Origin of the sequence: Nostoc parmelioides FACHB-3921, from assembly GCF_014696625.1 — a bacterium.
GTDB lineage: Bacteria > Cyanobacteriota > Cyanobacteriia > Cyanobacteriales > Nostocaceae > Trichormus > Trichormus parmelioides.
This window is the reverse complement of sequence record NZ_JACJQL010000004.1, coordinates 139,950-160,275: the sequence shown is the minus strand read 5'-3', so window position 1 is coordinate 160,275 and position 20,326 is coordinate 139,950. Positions and strand designations below refer to the sequence as shown.

16 protein-coding genes and 1 tRNA gene are annotated in these 20,326 nt (G+C 39.4%); 9 read left to right on the top strand and 8 right to left on the bottom strand.

The window, feature by feature from the left end; translation table 11 throughout:
• Positions 1 to 3: 3 nt before the first annotated feature.
• From H6G14_RS04995 to H6G14_RS04980, 4 genes are all read left to right on the top strand, one after another.
• On the top strand, positions 4 to 486 hold the full coding sequence (locus H6G14_RS04995) for a hypothetical protein (RefSeq protein ID WP_190566019.1): 483 nt from the start codon (positions 4 to 6) through the stop codon (positions 484 to 486).
• Between the two features lie 273 nt (positions 487 to 759).
• Positions 760 to 942, top strand: a complete 183-nt coding sequence (locus H6G14_RS04990) for a CsbD family protein (RefSeq protein ID WP_190566071.1) — start codon at positions 760 to 762, stop codon at positions 940 to 942.
• A gap of 257 nt (positions 943 to 1,199) precedes the next feature.
• Positions 1,200 to 1,640: a hypothetical protein gene (locus H6G14_RS04985; protein ID WP_190566018.1), complete on the top strand. Its 441-nt coding sequence runs from the start codon at positions 1,200 to 1,202 to the stop codon at positions 1,638 to 1,640.
• Positions 1,641 to 1,675: 35 nt separating this feature from the next.
• Positions 1,676 to 2,197 carry a hypothetical protein gene (locus tag H6G14_RS04980; protein ID WP_190566017.1) on the top strand — a complete coding sequence of 174 codons (522 nt, stop codon included), beginning with the start codon at positions 1,676 to 1,678 and terminating at the stop codon, positions 2,195 to 2,197.
• Positions 2,198 to 2,277: 80 nt separating this feature from the next.
• On the opposite strand, the gene rpe is transcribed toward H6G14_RS04980, so the two are convergent.
• A complete protein-coding gene (rpe, locus tag H6G14_RS04975; protein WP_190566016.1) occupies positions 2,278 to 2,985 on the bottom strand; it encodes a ribulose-phosphate 3-epimerase in 708 nt (235 codons plus the stop codon).
• Positions 2,986 to 3,157: 172 nt separating this feature from the next.
• On the opposite strand from rpe, the gene H6G14_RS04970 reads away from it, so the two are divergent.
• Entirely contained in the window at positions 3,158 to 4,747 is a 1,590-nt protein-coding gene (locus tag H6G14_RS04970; protein WP_190566015.1) for a S8 family serine peptidase, read from the top strand.
• A 579-nt stretch (positions 4,748 to 5,326) separates the two neighbouring features.
• Here H6G14_RS04970 and H6G14_RS04965 read toward each other — a convergent pair.
• Positions 5,327 to 5,506, bottom strand: a complete 180-nt coding sequence (locus tag H6G14_RS04965; protein ID WP_010994838.1) for a hypothetical protein — start codon at positions 5,504 to 5,506, stop codon at positions 5,327 to 5,329.
• A 452-nt stretch (positions 5,507 to 5,958) separates the two neighbouring features.
• Here H6G14_RS04965 and H6G14_RS04960 point away from each other — a divergent pair, with 452 nt between their 5' ends.
• A complete protein-coding gene (locus tag H6G14_RS04960) occupies positions 5,959 to 7,851 on the top strand; it encodes an alpha-amylase family glycosyl hydrolase (protein ID WP_190566014.1) in 1,893 nt (630 codons plus the stop codon).
• 57 nt (positions 7,852 to 7,908) lie between these two features.
• On the opposite strand, the gene H6G14_RS04955 is transcribed toward H6G14_RS04960, so the two are convergent.
• The 4 genes from H6G14_RS04955 to H6G14_RS04940 all read right to left on the bottom strand — a co-directional run bounded on the left by H6G14_RS04955 (position 7,909) and on the right by H6G14_RS04940 (position 16,170).
• Positions 7,909 to 12,540, bottom strand: coding sequence for an nSTAND1 domain-containing NTPase (locus H6G14_RS04955; RefSeq protein ID WP_190566013.1), 4,632 nt, complete (start codon positions 12,538 to 12,540; stop codon positions 7,909 to 7,911).
• 538 nt (positions 12,541 to 13,078) lie between these two features.
• Positions 13,079 to 14,125 (bottom strand): DUF1822 family protein, encoded by a 1,047-nt coding sequence (locus tag H6G14_RS04950; RefSeq protein ID WP_190566012.1) that lies wholly within the window; start codon positions 14,123 to 14,125, stop codon positions 13,079 to 13,081.
• Between the two features lie 204 nt (positions 14,126 to 14,329).
• Positions 14,330 to 15,775, bottom strand: coding sequence for a hypothetical protein (locus H6G14_RS04945; RefSeq protein ID WP_190566011.1), 1,446 nt, complete (start codon positions 15,773 to 15,775; stop codon positions 14,330 to 14,332).
• Between the two features lie 182 nt (positions 15,776 to 15,957).
• Positions 15,958 to 16,170, bottom strand: coding sequence for a hypothetical protein (locus H6G14_RS04940; protein WP_190566010.1), 213 nt, complete (start codon positions 16,168 to 16,170; stop codon positions 15,958 to 15,960).
• A 349-nt stretch (positions 16,171 to 16,519) separates the two neighbouring features.
• On the opposite strand from H6G14_RS04940, the gene H6G14_RS04935 reads away from it, so the two are divergent.
• Together H6G14_RS04935 and H6G14_RS04930 are read left to right on the top strand one after the other, a co-directional pair.
• Positions 16,520 to 17,116, top strand: coding sequence for a hypothetical protein (locus H6G14_RS04935; protein WP_190566009.1), 597 nt, complete (start codon positions 16,520 to 16,522; stop codon positions 17,114 to 17,116).
• Positions 17,117 to 17,291: 175 nt separating this feature from the next.
• A complete protein-coding gene (locus H6G14_RS04930) occupies positions 17,292 to 18,182 on the top strand; it encodes a peptidoglycan-binding domain-containing protein (protein WP_190566008.1) in 891 nt (296 codons plus the stop codon).
• 524 nt (positions 18,183 to 18,706) lie between these two features.
• Here the strand turns inward: H6G14_RS04930 and H6G14_RS04925 are convergent.
• Positions 18,707 to 18,779: transfer RNA gene (locus H6G14_RS04925), tRNA-Phe, on the bottom strand.
• 75 nt (positions 18,780 to 18,854) lie between these two features.
• Positions 18,855 to 19,739 (bottom strand): metal ABC transporter permease, encoded by an 885-nt coding sequence (locus H6G14_RS04920; protein ID WP_190566007.1) that lies wholly within the window; start codon positions 19,737 to 19,739, stop codon positions 18,855 to 18,857.
• Between the two features lie 224 nt (positions 19,740 to 19,963).
• Between H6G14_RS04920 and H6G14_RS04915 the strand changes: the two genes are divergently transcribed.
• Positions 19,964 to 20,326 carry an ArsR/SmtB family transcription factor gene (locus H6G14_RS04915; RefSeq protein WP_190566006.1) on the top strand — a complete coding sequence of 121 codons (363 nt, stop codon included), beginning with the start codon at positions 19,964 to 19,966 and terminating at the stop codon, positions 20,324 to 20,326.

Below are 20,326 nucleotides of genomic sequence, written 5' to 3'. Positions count from 1 at the left end.
ATTATGACCATTAGCAGTACCGGCAAAACGGTCAGTCCTCGGCAAAAACGCGCCAAGCTCAAAGGAGAAACAACAGTGGAAGTAGAAAATAATCAGGGTCAGAGCTTGAATAAAGAGCAAGTCGAGCCAAGCACTGAACTATCAGTAGAGAAGTCCGATAAAAAAGAAGTTCTTGGAACACTCGCTGTTTCAGGAATACGCCCCATTGCCGGTAGTGACTTGCAGGTAGCTGAAACAATTTCCGTTGCTGGATTACGTCCAATTAGTACTAGTACTTTGGAAGTAGTTGAAACAATTGATATAATGGGACTTCGTCCGATTACAGCCCATACATTCAATATCGTAGACAGTATTAACCTTTCTGGAATTCGTCCAATTGCTTCCAGTTCCTTGGTTTTGTCTAGCACCTACTCGTCGATGGGCGATCGTCCGGTTGCATCAAATACTATTGATGATTCTGATAGTCTGATGGGTTTTATAGATTAGTCCAGAAAATAATTCCATTAATTTATATAACTTGCTAACCCAGTTACACGAAGTAACTGGGTTTTTGATAAATCAGATCCCCGACTTTTTATAAAAAGCCGGGGATTTTGTGTTTAGCTTTCATTTTTTCACTCTTTTTGCATAGTAGATCAATGTATCTTGTGGCAGAAGGCTATGGCAAAAATTTTAAGCTACTTTGTAAATGTAATAACAAACAGTTCAAAGTTTACTAATAACTTTGAAACGAAAATCTATAAAATTCAGGAGAGAGAAATGAGCTTAGAAGATAGAGCAAAAGCCACTGGTAAAAATATTGAAGGTAAAGCTCAAGAAGCTTTAGGTAATGTAACAGGTGACCCGGAAGATAAAGCTGAAGGCAAAGCTAAACAAGCCGAGAGCGAAGTCCGTCACGCTGTTGAAGATGTTAAGGACAACGTAAAGAAAAAAATTGACTAAAACTATTTAGGTTAGATTCTCTGGTGATTTGACAAAAGACAATAGTCTTTTTATTACCTACTGGTAAAAAGTTTAGTTTGGGAGATGGAGGCTAATTCATAAGGCGGTTGTAGAGATGTGATTCATCATATCTCTACATTTATTCAAAAGGTTTTTCTAAGCTAATTATTTGAAAAATATCACATGAATAACCTTAATAAATAGGTTTTTAAAGAAATAAGTTGTTATAAATTTCATGTAAATGGGAGGGATAAACAATGAGTTGGGTTCAGCAGAGCAGAAAAATCTTGACTACTGTTGTTTTAGTTTTCATGTTGATGCTCACAACTGCTTGTGGTGGTGGGAATGTAGCTCAACTTGACCGGACAAGCACCCCATCAGCAATTGGTAGTGGTACAGCTTATTCCCAATTAGAGAGGGGAAACTCGCCATCTGGACAAACTTTTGGTAACTGGGTTGTACAGACTTCTCAAGGATTAATCCAAGATGCTTACGTCCGCGATAACAACAAGTTAGGAGTTGTAATTTCGCGTCAAGTACGTCCTAACGAAGTGCGACCTCTAGTAAAATCTTTAGCCCAAGGTTTCCGCAAAAACTTCCCCAATCAAGATTTAACTGTTCTCGTGTATGGGCCTGATAAAAAGTTAATTTTGACGGCTAAGTACGATGTCCAGACTAACCAAATTCAGTATACCTAATCGCTGAATTAGCCTTAATTAAGGAGAAGAGAAAAGTGACAAGTAGCGAAGAATACAGACGGCAAATCATGAGAGATTTGGCTGAAGGTAATGTGGAGTCTTTAGATAGCCCAACGGGTGATCCTGCAACTGAATACGCAACCTTTGACGATTTCGCTCAACGGACAACCACAGATCAGCGTCGTCAATTGTTTGATCGGTCTTTCCAGCCTCATCAGATTCCTTCCAGTCAAATGGAACCAGAATTACAAAAAGCGATCGCCCAAATTAAACCCAACGAACGGGATGATGTCGCCCGCGCCTTTTTCAAACACTTCAAGCAACGGGGATTAGATGATAGACACCTAGAACAACAACTAGGACTTAGTACTCACCACGCCAGCCGTATGAACGCTGACGATGTCAGCAAACTTGCATCCTTTGCCTATCACAACCACCCCGACATTTTCCGCGAAGTTTTAGCTGAACAGCCAGGAATTATGAAATTCCTCAGCAACCCTGTAGTTGCAGGCTTGATCGGAATTGCAGCAGCTAAGTGGCTAGGTAGCCGCAAATAGATTTTGAGGTGTAAATACCCATCATAAGAAAAGGCGATCGCACAAGCGATCGCCTTTTTTGTCAAATCTGAGAAACTAAATTAAACCTTAGCTAATTCTGGTGTAGGACGCTTACTGTTGCGAATATTGGTAATCGCCTCTGCATAATCCTTAGCGTTAAATACAGCAGAACCAGCTACAATTGCATTCGCGCCTGCTTCTAAAACTTGCCAAGTATTGTTAGCTTTCAGTCCGCCATCTACTTCAATCCAGGGATCTAAACCGCGTTCATCACACATTTGACGTAGCTTGCGAATTTTGGGTACTACGCCAGGAATGAAGCTTTGACCACCGAAGCCTGGGTTAACACTCATAATTAGTATGAGGTCGCACAGTTCTAGAACATATTCGATTAGTTCTAAAGGTGTACCAGGATTGAGTACTACACCTGCTTGTTTACCTAATTCTTTGATTTGTCCCAGGGTGCGGTGCAGATGTGGTGAAGCATTATGTTCACAATGAACAGAAATGATGTCAGCGCCTGCTTTAGCAAAATCTTCTACATACTTTTCTGGTTCCACTATCATCAAGTGGACATCCAGAGGTTTAGCTGTAACTGGACGAATTGCCTCCACTACCAGAGGACCTATCGTAATATTAGGTACAAAACGACCGTCCATTACATCAACATGAATCCAATCAGCTCCAGCTGCATCTACAGCCCGAATTTCGTCACCTAAACGGCTAAAGTCGGCTGATAGGATAGATGGAGAGATTACTATGGGTTTTTCAGATCGGTTTTGGGTCATGGCTGGTGGGTTTTTAAGCGTCCTCGTCTGTAAGCATTGTAACAAAATACTGTAACAAAATATTGAGAATTTTAGAAAATGGCAGGGGAGCAGGGGAGCAGGGGAGCAGGGGAGCAGGGGGAGAATTACTATTGACTATTGACTATTGACCAATGACAACTGACTAATAACAATGAAAAAACTAACTTGGATAATTTGTGGTTTAAGTGCTTCTTGTTTAAGTGTGCCTGTGTTGGCTGCGGCTTTACAAAGTTCTTTAGGAAATAGCGGTATTGATGCTTTGAAGTTACACCAACCTCCTTATAATTTGCTTGGTCGCAAGATTGCTATCGGTCAGGTAGAAATCGGTCGTCCGGGAATGTTTGGTTGGGATAAGGCTGTGTCTAAAAATCGTGCCGTTTCACTGGCGGCTGTTTTTTTACGCAATGGCCCAGCTAAATCTAATAATGGTGTTGACCCCCATGCTTATAACGTGGCTGGTGTGATGGTCAGTAGGGACAAAGGTTTACCTGGGGTTGCGCCGGCAGCTAAATTATATTCGTCGGCGGTAGGTTCTACAAAGAATATGGGTCAACCGGAAGAGTGTTTATCAGCCCAGCACATAGCATCACAAAATGGTGGTGATGTCCGCGCTATTAACTTTAGCTTTGGTGAACCTCTCAACCGCGACCCCCGACCAGAGGCTGTTTTAGATGGGAATGCTTTACTTACCTTATGTGTTGACTGGTCGAGTCGTGTTCATGATGTCGTGTATGCGATCGCAGGCAATCAGGGTAAAGGTGGTATTCCTATCCCTACAGATAATTTTAACGGAATAAACGTGGCTTTTTCATCCCGAAGAGGGGGAATTTTTAATAAAGTTGACGTTTCTAACCTAGCCGGCGTTAACCAAGGAGTTAGCGGTCGCTTGGCTGGTAAAGAATTTAATATAGATGGCCGTCGCGCCGTGAGTATAGTCGCGCCTGGTAGTAATATTACTATGCTCAATCCCGATGGCAAGTTGAACAAGGTCACAGGAACAAGTTTTGCTGCACCCCATCTCACAGCTACCGTGGCTTTGCTACAAGAATTTGGTGATAGACAGCTACGTACCAAAAAACCAAACTGGAGTATTGATAGCCGTCGTCAGCAAGTAATGAAAGCGGTACTACTCAATTCAGCCGAAAAGATTCAAGATAGTGGTGATGGTTTACGTTTGGGCATGACTCGCACACTTATTGATAAACAAAGCCAAGATTGGTTGGCTTCTGATGCCTACCAAGACCCTAAAATTCCCTTGGATGCCCAAATGGGAACCGGTCATTTAAATGCGTTTCGTGCTTATCAGCAATTTAGCGCTGGTCAATGGCAACCAACAGCACCAGTTCCAGGGATTGGCTGGGATTATCGACAAGTAGAGATAGGAAAGTCTGTTGATTATGCGTTAACAAAACCACTTAAGAAAGATAGTTTTGTCGCTATTACTCTTAGTTGGAACCGTTTGGTAGAATTAAACGATACTAATAAAAATCAGCAATTTGATATAGGTGAAAATTTCCGCGATCGCAAACTGAATAACCTCGATCTTTATTTAGTAAAAGCTGATACAAATGATATAGATTCTGGTGTTGTTTGTGCTTCCATTAGTGAAGTTGATAGTGTAGAACATATTTTCTGCCCTGTTCCTGCTAATGGAAACTATAAAATACGTGTCCAGTTCCAGAAACAGCTTAATGAAGCCGTTCAACCCTATGCCTTAGCTTGGTGGACAGTATCTAATTAATTAGAAGGCATTGCATAAATGCGGGATGAATTGAGACTTTTATACACAGCAAAATATTGATTCTACCCTTCTCCTTCCCTGCGGGACGCTACGCGAACGGAGACGCGAACGCGAACGGGAACGCCTTACGGCGAATGCGCCTTTGCGCCTACCCTGCGGGTTCCGCCTTAGCGGTATGCGTGAGATAAAAATTATCCCCTCAATCAGCAACACAAATTAAAATTTACGCATGAAAACGAAAGATCAATGGTTTGGACAAGGGTATAGGGGTATAAGGGTATAAAGCGCATTTTCCAGGCTTTTTGACAAATACTCAATACTCTCGTGAACTTCTAAATTAAAAGGGTGTGCCATTGCTTTTTCATGCTTTTTTCTCCATGCCCTTTATTCTACTGAAATTACATTCTTACAAAAACATTTTCATTAGGCAATGGCATAGAGCCAGGTATCTCGGCTCCATACCATATTCATATTCAGTGCAAATGAGTTAAATTGAGCAAATTAACTGAACTACATAGTTAAACTAATTTACTACTTTTACCTCAACAATAAATAATTTTTAACTCTACAGATTTATTGTTAGAGTCCTATTTCTCCTACTACAGTTTCTTTATCAGGATTTCCTTGAATATACTTCAAAACAATCTTTACACCTAATCCATTTTGGCGAAAGGCAATCTGATAATGGTCTGGATTGAGGTCTTTATTGTTGTCTTTGATGAAACTAAAAAAATTTACCAAACTGAAGTTTGTATTCATTTGTTTTCTCTCATGACATGGATAAAGTAAATAGAAGATTATAGATAATCTAGCTATAAATTTATAGATATAAAAAATATAGCTATGAACTAAACTCTTAACTTAACTAAATTGAGTAATGAGTTGATTTCGTTTATCTTTCTTCTGATTATTTATAAGTGTCGCCGAAATTAGCTTATGCAGTCGGAATAATTAATCTGGTCTGAAAATAAACAATGTAAAAATATATACATATTTTTACGATGGGAAATAAGAGCCAATGATTTTGTTCTCCGCCCATTATGAATGCACTTAATTTATTAACGCAGAGTAATAATATACACACTACTATAGGCACTCACGATGAAAACTTGTGAGTTTACTAAGTGTATCTTTTTAGCAACTGCATAAGCTCACAATACAGGTCTCTATTTAGTTACAGAAATAATATCTTACATATCTAAGGAGAGAGAATGCTTAACTCAATTTACGCCAGAGAAGTTTATGATATCTTCCATCAGGCTAAATGTAATGCTCTGAACAAAGCTACGAAAAGTGTCCAAGTTGGCGATGAGGTAAAAGAAATTCCTTCGCCTTTTCCATCACCAGCCGATTGGCGCGATCTATGGATTTACTTTATTATGATAGACCGCTTTAATAATCCATCTGCTCCGCCTAAAATGTCTTGGAATGCTTTTGACGGCGATCGTTTTTTAGGTAGAGAAGGTGTGGTGTTCCAAGGTGGTACTTTTGAAGGTATCCGTCAACAATTAGGATATTTAGAAAAATTAGGAGTAGGAGCGATTTGGATAACTCCTCCTTTCAAAAATTGCCAGTATAAAGATACATACCACGGCTACGGTATTCAAGATTTTTTACAAATTGATCCGCGATTTGCTAGTAACAAAGATAACCCAGAAGCAGAATTACAAGCCCTAATTGATGAAGCTCATGCACGCGGTATTTATGTAATTTTTGATATTGTATTGAATCATGTCGGCAATGTTTTCAGTTATTTTATTAATGACAAAATTTATGATGAATCTAAGGAGGGTAAGGGGGCTGGTTTTGTTGAGCAACCATATCCTATTCGGTGGCATAACACTGACGGAACAGCAAACCTAGAATGGGAGAATGCACCAACTGAAGCAGATCATGATGCAGCAGTATGGCCTAGAGAACTTTGCAAAAATGATTTTTTTCGCAGGAGAGGAACTAAGGATGATACGGAACAAGGTGGTGATTTTAGTGACTTACGGGAGTTAGTTACTGATATTCCAGAAGTACGTAATATCTTAATTCGGATTCATCAATATTTAATTGCCAAGTTTGATATTGATGGATTTCGCATTGATACTCTGCGATTTATTGAGCCAGAGTTCGCCAGAATTTTTGGTAATTCTATGCACGAATTTGCTTTAAGCATTGGTAAGAAAAATTTCTTTAGTTTTGGTGAGATTTGGGCTGCTCCAAACAATACAGAGGAGAAAATTAGCCGATTTATTGGTCGTAAAGCCACAGAACCAGGTGATTTATTAGGTGTTGATGCGGCACTTGATTTTCCTTTATTCTTCAAACTCCCTGATGTGTTAAAAGGATCAATCCCACCTCAAGCACTGGCTGACGTTTATGAAAAGCGTAAGGAAAATCTTCGCGGTATTATCAGTTCGCATGGAGATGTCAGCAAATTTTTGGTGACATTCCTTGATAACCATGATTTGAAGAGTCGCTTTTACTACAGTGACTCTGCAAATTCTCACAGATTTGATGACCAAGTAACTTTAGCTATTACTTGCTTGTTTGCTTTACAAGGGATACCTTGCATATACTACGGCACAGAACAGGGACTCAATGGTGCTGTTGGGGATATCCCATTTGGTGATCTCGTAGTTCGTCAAGCTTTGTGGGGTAAACCAGGCGGCGGCTTTAAGCAAGACCACTCGTTCTATAAAACAATTGCAAAATTATCGGAACACCGCAAGAGCCATCCGGCACTGCGCTATGGTCGTCAGTATTTCCGTCCTGTATCTGGCGATGGCAAAGATTATGGCGTTTCTCCCTACCCGTCTGGTGTCCTGGCGTTCTCTCGCATCTTGAATGAGACAGAAGTAGTTCTGGTAGCAAATACAAACACAGAACTTACTCAGTCTGTTTATGTAATTGTTGATTACAATCTCCATGCAGAAGACCCTACTTTCAAGATTTTATTTAGCAATAAATCTAGGGATAACAGTATTGAACCGGAAAAAGTTGAAGAACATCACGGTGTCAACATCACAGAAGTTAATGGTAAAAAGAATTATTGGCCAGTAAGAGTCATGAAAGTAACGCTCCAACCTATGGAAGTACAAATCTTAGTGAAATAGGAATAACATATTTGAGACTTTCACGAGTTGAGAGTCTCAAATATGTTACTTCATCATTCATTGTTGGGCGATGGGGCGTATCCCGTCGCATAAACTTTTTTCATCAGGGTTCACATCAGGATTATTCTGCAAATAATCTCGCGCCCAATCGCAACCACGCACTAGTAGTTTATCTAAATTATCTAGATATAAACGCCAAACCACGATATCATATCTACTACCTGTGGCTAAAGTTTTACCATCAGGACTAAAGCGCACACTCCAAACCGCATCTTTATAGCCTCGCAAGGTACGCAGTTCTTGACCGTCAAGGTTCCACATTTTTACGGTATTATCACCACTGGCAGTGGCAATCAGTTTACCATCTAGGCTGAAGGTAACATTGTGAACTACATTTTTATGTCCTCGCAGAGTTCGCAATTCTTTGCCATCAAGATTCCAGATTTTTACAGTATTATCCCAACTAGCACTAGCAATAAGTTTACTATCTGGGCTGAAGGTGACGTTGTTAATACCACTTGTATGTCCCGTTAAAGTCTTCTGTAATCGACCATCAATACTCCATATTTTCACTGTTTTGTCCCAACCAGCCGTAGCAATGAATTTACCGTCTGGGCTAAACACTGCGCTATTAACTACACCAGTATGATCTGTAAGAGTTTGACGTAATTTACCGTCTCGATTCCAGAGTTTGACAGTTTTGTCTTCACTAGCCGTAGCAATTAACTGACCATCTGGGCTGAAATTGACACTCCAAACTGTATCTTTGTGTCCTTTAAGAGTTTTCTGTAATTTACCATCTAGATTCCAGAGTTTGGCGGTTTTATCCCAACTCGTCGTAGCAATGTACTTACCATCTGGGCTGAAACTCAGCTTATTTACCTTGCCTTGATGCCCGTTGAAAGTTCGCAGTTCTTGAAGTTTATCTCCTGCAATACTCCAGAGTTTGGCGGTTTTATCCCAACTAGTTGTAGCAATGTACTTACCATTTGGGCTAAATACTAGGTCGAAGACCTCATCTTCATGACCCCGAACAATAATGCTGTTAGGACTGTTGAGTTTCCAGATTTTAGCGGTTTTGTCATTACCAGCTGTAGCGATGGATGTGCCATCAGGACTAAAGGCGACGCTATTAACTGCATCAGTGTGTCCGTAAAGGGTTTCTAGTTCTTGACCGTTGCGGTTCCAAAGTTTGACAGTTTTGTCACCACTAGCTGTAGCAATCAATTTGCCGTCGGGACTGAATGTCACACTGTTCACCCCATTTTGATGACCTATGAGGGTTCGCAGTTCTTTTCCGTCCAAAGTCCAAATTTTGACAGTTCTGTCACCACTGCCTGTAGCAATTTGCTTTCCATCTGGGCTAAAGCTGACGCTCCAAATCATATCTTTATGTCCGGTAAAAGTTCGCAATTCCTTACCGTCAAGATTCCAGAGTCTCATGGTATTGTCCCAACCGACAGTGGCAATTAGCTTTCCGTCTGGGCTAAAGGTGACGCTGTTGACCTTATTTTTATGTCTTTCCAGGGTGTGCAGGAGTTTACCGTCCCGACTCCAGAGTTTAACTGTGTTGTCCCAACTAGCAGTAGTAAGTAGCTGACTATCAGGACTAAAGGCGACTTCCAAAACTGCTTCTTTATGCCCCTCAAGAGTGGAGAGGAGTTTACCATCTCGACTCCAAATTTTCGCCGTGTTGTCCCAACTGCCGGTGGCTATGAGTGTACCGTCTGGGCTGAAGGCGACACTATTGAAACCCTTTCCTTGATTTTCTCGCAGTATGACTGACTGTTTTTTGCCGTCAAGACTCCAAATTTTGACTGTTTTATCTCGGCTGGCGGTGGCAATAAATTTACCATCAGGGCTAAAACTCACACTCTCTAGCATTCCATCATGTTCTGCCAAACGATTTTTTTCTCTGACAAAGTTGATGCCCTGTTGCAGAGTTTCGGTAATTTGAGTGCGCGTTTTGACATCAATTCCCTCAGTTCCTTTGATGCGTCTACCAGCTCTAATACTGGCAATTAACCCATCCAATTCTCGATTTGCATTAAGTAAGGCTTCGGCTGATGTCCTGGTTTCTTTAATTTCACTAATCCGTGCTTTTTGTTCTTGCCATAAAGCAAGCCCAGCCAGACCAAGGCTTAAAACTATACCAGTGATTAGGCATGATATCGCTAGTTTACGTCTGTGCTGCTGCTGTTTAACCTCAAGTTCTTTCAGTTCCGTACTCTGATTAATGAATCTGATTTCATTTGTATTGAGTTCTTGTGCGCGTTGTAACTGCCATTCTTGGGCATCTATCAAGGCCTTACCTCGTAATAGCACCCCTTGATCACGTCCGCTATTTTCCCATTGGCGAATTGCTAACCGTAATTGTTCTCGCCAGCGTAGAAAGTCACCATCCACAATTAGCCACTGTTCCAGTCGTCCCCAGCTTCTAATTAACGCTTCATGGACGATTTCTACTGTTTCTTCTGCCGTGGACTCATTACGGTTGGTCACTACTAGACGTGAAGAAGCTAGACGTGTGACTAAATCCCAGTTTTCTGGCCTCACTTCCTCACGAGTTGTCAACCGTCGGGTAGCTTCTGTCTCATCTCCTAAACGTACCAATTGGATAAAGATTTGTTGCGCCCTTTGCCTGTCTGCTTCGTTTAACTGGGCATATACAGCCTCAGCATGGTTAGCCAAGGCTTCTTCTACACCACCAATTTCTTGATAAGCCTGATGAGTTAAGAGCCTATTTTGCTGTTTTGACCATAACTGGGTAAGGGCAAACTCAAGTAAAGGTAAATGTCCTGGCTGTTGGTCTATCTCGTCGATTAATTGATTGGTTAATCCTGCTTCTAGTCCTATCTGCATTTTTTTGGCAGGTTCTTCTATCACCCGACGCAATTCATTTCTATTCATGGGGCCAAGGTTCTGCACTGCTTCTTGCAAGGCATCACTAAAGCGGCGGTAAGAAAGAGCATAACTGTAAAAGTCAGCCCGCAGAGTTAAAACGATGGTGAAGGCGGGAGTGAAACTATAAGCATTGAGTAATAAATCTAAAAAAGGCTGACGTTGTGGTTCTGGACAAAGGGTGTAAAGTTCCTCAAACTGATCTGCTATGAGTAGTAAACGAGTGCCAAATTCATGCTGGACAAACTTCTCTAGAATGGTGTGTAGTAATTGGTTGTTTTGCTCTAAGGCGATCGCTAAATCTAATTCTAGTAAGCGAGTCGTGGTACTGTCTTCTGGTAACTCCAGTATGTTTTCTAGGGAAAAAGAGGAACAACACTGTTGTAAACTCACTAATGCAGTCGCCAAAGCTTCAAAGGGATTTTTCCCTGGACGAAAAGAAATGATTTGCCATTGCACATTCGGGTCGTGTCGTAACTGGGGAGTCAACCCAGCAAACACTAAACTAGACTTACCACTGCCACTAGCCCCCACTACAGCCACAAACCGCTTTCTTTTCACCGCCTTGACTAAATCAGCTGTGAATTCTTCTCTGCCAAAAAATAAGTGTGCATCTTCTTCTCGGAAGGCAAATAAACCACGATACGGACAAGGGGGTATGCCGCCCAATTGCAACCAAGTTGGTGGTTCTACAGATGGGTTTTGAAAAATTACGGGCAACCAAGAAGCACAGGGAAAGTCATCTTCTAATCCTTGTAACTGTCTGCGTGCCTGTTGTACTGCTAAATATAAAGATTGACGCTTGATAGCGAAAGCTTCCAGAAAATTTTGGAAAAACTGCTGGGCGACATAATTTGGCACTGGTTCTCGCATGACAATCACTTGGGGAATATGCAGTTTTCCCAAAGCATTGGCCAATCCCAGTCCATCACAGGAGTTGAAAATAGCTAACTTTAAACCTCTATCAATGGCTGCGGTGAGAGCTTCCTCTAATTCTCCAATTGTCAGGCTATTGTTTATGGGATTGTCATTGATATAAATTACGCCTGTGTCACCCTGGCTTTGACTATGACCTGCAAAAAATAAGATGTCCCAACCTAAAGAGTCCCAAAGGTGTCTGTTGCATTCTTGACGTGAGGGCTGATTTAGCTGGACAACTTCGGCGATATGCTTTAAGTCTTTCAGAAAAGCGGCTTCTCTTTGCAAGTCAATACCTTGGCTATTGCCCAAAATAGCTAAAATTCTGACTTTGTTTCTGTTGTATAGGGGTTGTGTCGCATCTCTTCGTTGATACTCTGTCCGGGAAAGTCCTAGTTCGGCTTGGGGATAATCTCGAAAAAAGTCCCAGGAATGCCAGGGTAGCCGCCGTAAGCTGTCATCATTGGTTTCTAAAATTACGCGAATTTCTTCATTGCGGTTAAGTTGCGATCGCAATTTTCTTTCAATTTCCAGAAATTCTACAGACTTCAGCCAAGTATTAATATTATCTCGTAGCTGTTTACACAATTCATCAAAATCGAGTAGAGACACGTTTGTGATCGCGCCTAATTCTATTTCCAGTTGGTCATCTTCCTCTAACAATGCAGAACGCATTGGTTGACGAGTACATAAAGCTTGATAATTTGTACGCCAATTTCTATAGAGTTCTAGCAAATTTGGTGCAGATGGTAAGCTACCAAGAAACTGTTCTGGCGTATGATGACCTGCTGACCAAAGTTGAGTCGTCACGCTGGGAAATCCAGTATACAAATCACCATTACCCAAATTTATGACCACTATCTTGCTCATGATGATTATATAGGTTGAGTAAAGCTACTTTTATATACAACCTGAATTTATGACTTTTTGCCTATTTATGCTAGATTTTTTGTAAAAATGATACTTTTCTCTTAATGAATATTGGTAGGTTTTTTATCTTTAAAGAAATAATATTGTCATTGTTACGAAATATTGTAATTGATGCGTCAGTGCTAAAGTCTTGATTCTATTCGGGTAAATTCTTCTGGCAAGTCCGAAAGCACTACCCATATTGGTTTTAATCTGGTAGGGTGTTGTATGGACGCTAGTCCTAACGCACCGAAAATCTTGGATGATGCGTTGCGCTAGGCGACAACACACAACGCACCCTACAAAAAATGATGGGCAGTGATTTAATCATTTGTGTGTACACCATAGGACAAAGCAACAGAGGATTAACATTCTCAATACAAAAAAAATTAATTTTTTTCTGCTTGTGACAGTGCTAATACTTGATAATTACATATGTTAATTAATAATAAAATATTAATTTAATTATTTAAACTTGAAAAGATGATATTAATCTATCCTATAGTTCAAAATTTTCTTTAATGCTAATATTGTCTAAGCTGACCTCAATAGTAAACTGTTTTCCTACTTCTCCATGAAAAGGATTAAGTTGAATATAACTATCTTGACTTCTAGATATAACTTCACACAGCGATTTTCCTGCCTTTGATAGTAAAGTCAGCTTGAGATTAGGCTGTAAAAATTTTGTTTCGCCGCTTGGATGCAACTGGATTAATACACGTAATTTTTCTTCAGCCTCTTCTTTAATATTGACCAACATGACAACAGGATAGTTGCCAAGTTGCATTTCTAAGTTAATAATTTTACCCCGCTTGATGCTATCAGCATTATTTCTGATATTTAAAGCTAAATTAATATCTGGATTAATTAGTGCAGCAATTGACTGCCATTCATCGAGAAAAATACCCCTTAACCATTGGCTCAATTTAGTTTTAGTTTTAGGCAAAAATTGTATTAAATTATCTTCGTTGTTGACGGTCGTTAACACAGGTAAAGGAATCGCATTAGCATCTAAGAAACGGCAATAAAATAAAATGTGATTTGGCTCTGGATCAAATTCCCCTAGTGGTAGTTGATAACCACCTGTCGTTGGTTGTAAATTCATCCTATCTCTATAACTAACTAGTTGGTCGTAACGTAAAATCCCTCGAAGAACTAATTCTGCTTGCTCTTCTAATACTTCAACTACAACATATAAATGAGCGGTCGCTTCCGGCTTAATAATATTATCTTCAGGTATGTTTACTAGTTCATCTAGTAGATGTTCTGTAACGATTAAACAAAATTTGAATTCACCTAATTGGATATGAGTGAAATTATCAATAATTTGATTGTTTTGTTTGATAATTTGTTCTGGTAGGTGTTCTTTGAGCCATTTAGTAAATCCTAATGATGCCAGTGCATTTAAATATGTTTTCCACTGTTTTAATTCACCAATTACCTGCTCACTGGCGTTTTTTGCTGAGTCAAAATGTTCTGGTTCTAACCAAATTGATTCTGGCAATAATAATCTCATTTTATGGGTATTATCATGATTATTAATCATTAGTTGTCTCCTCAATTTCAATTGAATTAAATATCTACGTGATATAAAATACAGCAATTTTTATCCAGGTTTTGCACAAAAATATCCGGTTGCAGATAGGCGGTTTTTATTGAGCTTAATCAAAGTAAAGAAGGTGTAAAAATGTGTTTTTTTATTTCCCATTCTTGTACATCATGTAGTTGTAAACTGCTGTGATTTTGTTGGCTAAATAGCAATTATTTGGGTTTCCAAGTAATTCTGAAGTTTTTGAGCATATACACTATCAAGCGAACGGTTTCTGCCGGCTCTAATTTCTTCTCCTGCTTCTATAAAAACTTCTACATCAACAAAATTTTCTATTTGTTCAGCCAAGGTTTTCAGATATTCGGGTTCAGGAGGAATTGAGGTTAAACCTTTAGTATGAGCTTTTTTTAACATAGTATCGAGTAGTTTCTGTACCGTTAATATACGTACTTTACTCAAAAGTTCACCAGGGTTTAATATTCGTCGTGTTTGATCCCAACTTGTCATGCCCAAAAGAAGTTGAATTTCCTTTAAAGACTTACAATCACAGTAATATAGTTGTAACCCAGGAAGATACTTTTGAGCTAGCGGAGCGTAACTTTTACTGTTTTGTAACTTGGCAATTGACTGACTAATTTCTTGGGATATCGCCTCAGACAAAATTAATTGTAATTGTTGATGTAGAAATTCAATAATTTCTTGTTGTTCTAAATGTGATTCATCGTAATAAACCGTGGGTAAATCTTTTCTGGGTTTATATATGCCAGTATCATGATCTGGAATTTCTAGAGGTTCTCTATAACTCCAAATATCATATTGTCGCAGTTGACTTGCTACTTGTTTGAGTTCTCTTTTTAACTCATCTGTAGTCTTGATGATGATGTCATGTTCTTGCAAATATGTCAGCATTTCCTGCAACTGGGAAATAGTGGGATCTGGACATTTTCCCACTTCTATCTGTTTTCTTTCACGTCTATCTCGTCTGTAGACCGCATGAAATACCGTTATTAATTGGCGCGATCGCTTGGCTAAAAGTTCTAGTTGTTTGGATCTAACTCGGTTTAATAATGACCAATCACTATGATGCTGAAAACCAAATTCTGCTAGAAACTTTCTCAGTTCTGGATTTTGTCTAGTTTGCAAGTAAGTCCAATTATCTAGACTCATACTTGATTGAGAGTCATGCTTAAACTTGCGTAAGACTTCCACCGTAAACAATTTATAAGTTGTTGTGTGAGGAACACCATGCTCATCTAAGACTAATTGAGTTTTGCGATCGCTATCCAAAATCACTAACCTGTTACCATCATCATCTAGCACACAGCTTAATAAATCTTGATAGCTGAAAGACTTTTCACCACTAAACAGACTATCAATTTTTTGACAGGCTTTCAGAATCGGGTAGGAAACATAGCACCGTAGACACAAACCAGCAAGGCCACGATTGAGCAAATCCTTTTCAGCCAGATGATTGGCATAAAAATTACCTAGCAGGGTAGATTGGATGTCATCATTTTGGCAATCATGAACTTGTTGCCGAAAAAAATCCCGTGCTTGAGATAGGTCAGACTGTTGATATCCTACTTGTTGATTAGCAAGATTAATACGCCAAATTGTCCAGTACCTTGATATTGATGCAGCATTCATATTTATTTACTGCTTTACCTCGCATTAGGTGAGATGTTAAGTCACATACTTGCATTAAATAACTAAATGTCAGCATTTTGAACATATGCAGCTAAATTGCGGTTATTTGGCTAGCTATGATGGTTTTCGGCTGGCGAACTATTCTCTGATTACCTGGCGTTTTCAACTCCTTGGCCACTTGCTTAGGATTCTTGTGTTTCTTCAGGTTTATTTGGATTTTTATTGGGTTGAGCTAGTCCGGCTGCGGCAGCTATTGCTGTTCCCGCCAATCCCATCCCCGCAGTCACTTTAACAGAATCTTTATCTCCAGAGTTTAATAGAACTATAAAACCAATTGCTCCGCCAATGGCTGCTAACACTATAGGGGTTAAAGCTCGGATTACATTAGCGGTCATAGTTTTTCACAATATTGATTTTTGGGTCAGTCATAAATACAAACAAGATATTTCAACTGATGCAGTGTCATAAGTCGTCGGACACAATTAAAGACGCTACCCCAACGCAATGACCTATATTTCGCATGGATTTTGACCCTCTAAAAAGGCGCAGAGTCAACACCCTAGATTTAGGGTAATCTAAAATTTTTTACTACAGACAAGATAACTTTTAAGACATCCTCTCAGAACAATACTGCATAAGCTGATTTTGATAACACCTATAAAATCAGTGTTCGGCAGAATCTGAATCTGATTCAGAACGATAAGATTTTGTCAAATATCTTCATTCTATTAATCAACTGATACCATGCAATCAATTAACATTACGAGACTTTCTGTCCTCAAACCAGAGTATGAAAACCTGTGGAATAGCTGTCAGATTAGACCTGAGTGGCTAGAACGGACTAAAAAAGTTGTCTTGAACATTCAAGCGAAACGCGATCGCTATGAAAGCGTAGCTTCAGCAACTAATATTCCTTGGTATTTTATCGGCTGTATCCATAACATGGAGGCATCTTTAAACTTTAACAGTCATCTTCATAATGGTGATTCGCTGAAAGCTAGGACTCATAATGTTCCCAAAGAACGCCCACTAAATCCCCCTAAAAATGGTTGGGATATTGGCTATTCTTGGGAAGAAAGTGCAGCAGATGCACTGATTATGAAAGATTTCCATAAAGCGCAAGATTGGAGTATTCCTGCTCAGTTATGGCGGCTCGAACTTTACAATGGTTTTGGTTATAGACAGCATCATCCAGATGTGCTAACGCCTTATCTCTGGAGTGGTACGCATCACTACACTAAAGGTAAATATGTTGCTGATAATAAGTGGAGTGCTGATGCTATTTCTGAGCAAGTGGGAGCAGCCGCCATCTTAAAACTATTGTTACCTGAAATCAAATAAATATCCTATAGCTTTAGTTTAAATCTTTAAAGATACCAGGACTTTTTGTCCTGGTATCTTTTGATTAATTAGTTATAAGTGCATAAGTCACTTAACAATACAACTATTAAAAAATAACAGCCATTCAAAATATTGGTTGGCGATATCAAGGAAATTCAACTAGAGGATTACATCCATGCAATTAGCAGAAATAATAGGTACACAAGAAAATGTTAGTTTAGAGAATTTAGAAAATAACTCTGAACTAGCAAAAGAAGTGCAAAAACAATTAATTGACTTAGGTTTATTAGATCCACCTGCTGATGGTAAATTTGGACGGTTTTCTACTCAGGCACTCCAAGACTTCCAATCACTCATGAAAATAGAAGAGGCGGTTCTAGGTAAAGCAACTATCCAAGCTTTAATGGAAGTTAAAGAAGTTATTCCTTTGCAGTTGAGTAATAATTTAGCTAGCAGAATTATTAAGTATATGCAAAGTAAAGATTACTTTGTTGCTAGAGGTAAACAGAGATACAACGTTGTGTATATTGAAGGTGCTAACGCTGATGGTGTACCCAATGCTGATAAATTCAATGAATGGAACGATCGCCGGATTGTGATTGAAATCGCTACGGGAATTCCGCAAATTGTGGGTAACTGGCTAGCTACCACAGAACCAGGACATCATTACACAGTCGTCAAGCCTATGAATCCCCAAGGTGCAGCGAGAATTGCATTTGGGCAGTATCAATCTTGGCAAGTAGGAACGCATGGTAACTCTGAACCTCACGAAGCACTGGTTCAAACTCGTGTAGTTAAAGTACATCGCGATCGTAATAAAGATGGATTTCGGACTGGAGATCCTGAAGATATTGGTTCTCATTTCGGAATTAATCAACATTGGGGTTATGACAATAAATTCGTTGATAAAGCCAGTGCTGGTTGTTTGGTAGGACAAACTCGTCAGGGACATAGAGAATTTATGCAGATCATTAAACAAGACCGTCGCTACCAGTTGAATAACAAATATACTTTCATGTCAACCATTATTGCTGGTGATGATTTAGCCAAAACTGTCCCCGCTTGAAATTAAGTTGCACAACCAATTGGTAGTTGTCGCGAACTGCAATTCACGCACCCAGTAGCGTCTGAGAGCCTATTTATAAAGTAAGTATTGAGTAGTGGTGTGTCAAGGCTAAAATGTGGCAACAAAACCGTAGGTTGGGTTGACGTAAGGAAACCCAAAACCAAGCCCAACGTTGGGTTTAACTTCATACCCTTCCCTGGGATCTTGCTACAACCCAACCTTACTTCTAATACATCATTTTAAGCTTGCTACACCACTACGATTTAAGCTTTACTTGATAAATCATCTCTTACGGCTGTTGGGGCAAATTTTTGAAAATTATTGGGATTTAAATATTTTAGTTTATAGCGGTCAACCTAAGCTCTACTCTATCCCTTTTACACACAATTTACACCCATTTTTTGCCTAAAGACATCAAAAAATACCCAAAGTTTTTCTAAGATGTAGAATTTTTTTCTTGATTAATCAGCCTTTATAAAGCAAAAACCCCTTGAAATCGAACGATTTCAGGGGGTTTGTTTAAATGCCAGGAACGAGACTTGAACTCGTGACACGAGGATTTTCAGTCCTCTGCTCTACCAACTGAGCTATCCCGGCTTGTTTTTTTCTTGACCACGATTAATCAATGTAGCAAACATAAAACGATTTGGCAATAGTTTTCGCAAAAAAGATTTATGCAGCCTTGAAGTACAACTTTACCCAAATAAATACAATCACAAATAGGAACACCTGGATAAGAACAATGCTAGGGCCAGAGGCGAGATTGAAAGCACCTGATAGTAAAATGCCAATGATGCTACTGGCAGCACCAACTAGCATTGACATGACAAGAAAGTGCTGAAAGTGGTGACTCATTAACTTAGCGGTAGCAGCCGGAATCACTAAAAAGGCGTTTACTAGCAGGACACCAACAGCTTTAATAGCCACAGCTACTGCCAATGAAAGTAAGACTACAAACCCATAACGGTACAATTGAACAGGAACACCCTGAACTTTTGCCACATCTAAGTTCAAGGTTAATAAAATTTGTTGTCGTAGGGTTGAAAGTAAAAATACACTGCTGGCGATCAGTACGAGAAATGTCAAAATTAAATCTGTGCTATCGATAGCCAGAATATCGCCAAACAAGACCCCGATTAAGTTACCGCGATATCCTTGAATTAGGTTAGTGAGAATAACACCGATCGCCAATGCACCAGAGAGAACTATACTGAGTACACTATCACTACCTAAATCCGTCTGGTCGATTAAATAAAGGACTACAACACCAAACACTAAAGTAAAGGGCAATAGCATGGAAGTAGGGTTAACTTGCAACAGCACACCCAACACTACGCCTACCAAAGCTGCGTGACCAACGGCATGACTAAAAAATGATAGCTGGCGTAAGGTGACAAAACTGCCCAGTAAACCCCCTAATACTCCCATTAAAACAGCACCTGCGATCGCCCGTTGCATAAAAGGGAATTGCAGTAAACTCACCAAATCTGGAACACTAGCCACAGCGATTAAACAGCAAGAGTTATGAGGTAGGAGGTAGAAGGTTTTAGTCAGCATACAATCAGTTGTTGATTTTTATTATCAAAATTCATTGCATCCATATTCAAGCTAGTGGGTACTTTTACCACACATTACTACAAAATATCTCTTAATTTCTAAATTTTTTAATTTGATTAAAGTATATAATTGTATATATCATCTACTCTTGTTAATAAATTTTTTAAACGTCGATTCCAAATTTAACTATTCCCAAATTAAATAATTGTAGTTAACAAATTCACATGATTAAGACTCACACAAATTTTACTGTAGAGGAAATAAATGCAAGTAGTGTTACACCTCTAATAAAAGAAGTTTTGAGTATTGAAAAATCACAGCGCATGGCTGATTTTTTTAGTTTTTTAGGCGACGCTAATCGATTACGCATTCTCTCCTTTTTAGCAACAAAAGAGCTATGTGTCAGTGATATAGCAACACTACTAGAAATGAGCGAATCTGCTGTTTCTCATCAATTAAGAAACTTACGTGCCATGCGTTTAGTCAGTTACCGTAAGCAAGGTCGTCATGTATTTTACCGCCTACATGATAACCATATTTTGGAGCTTTATCAGGCTGTAGCGGAACATTTGGACGAGAAAGATTAA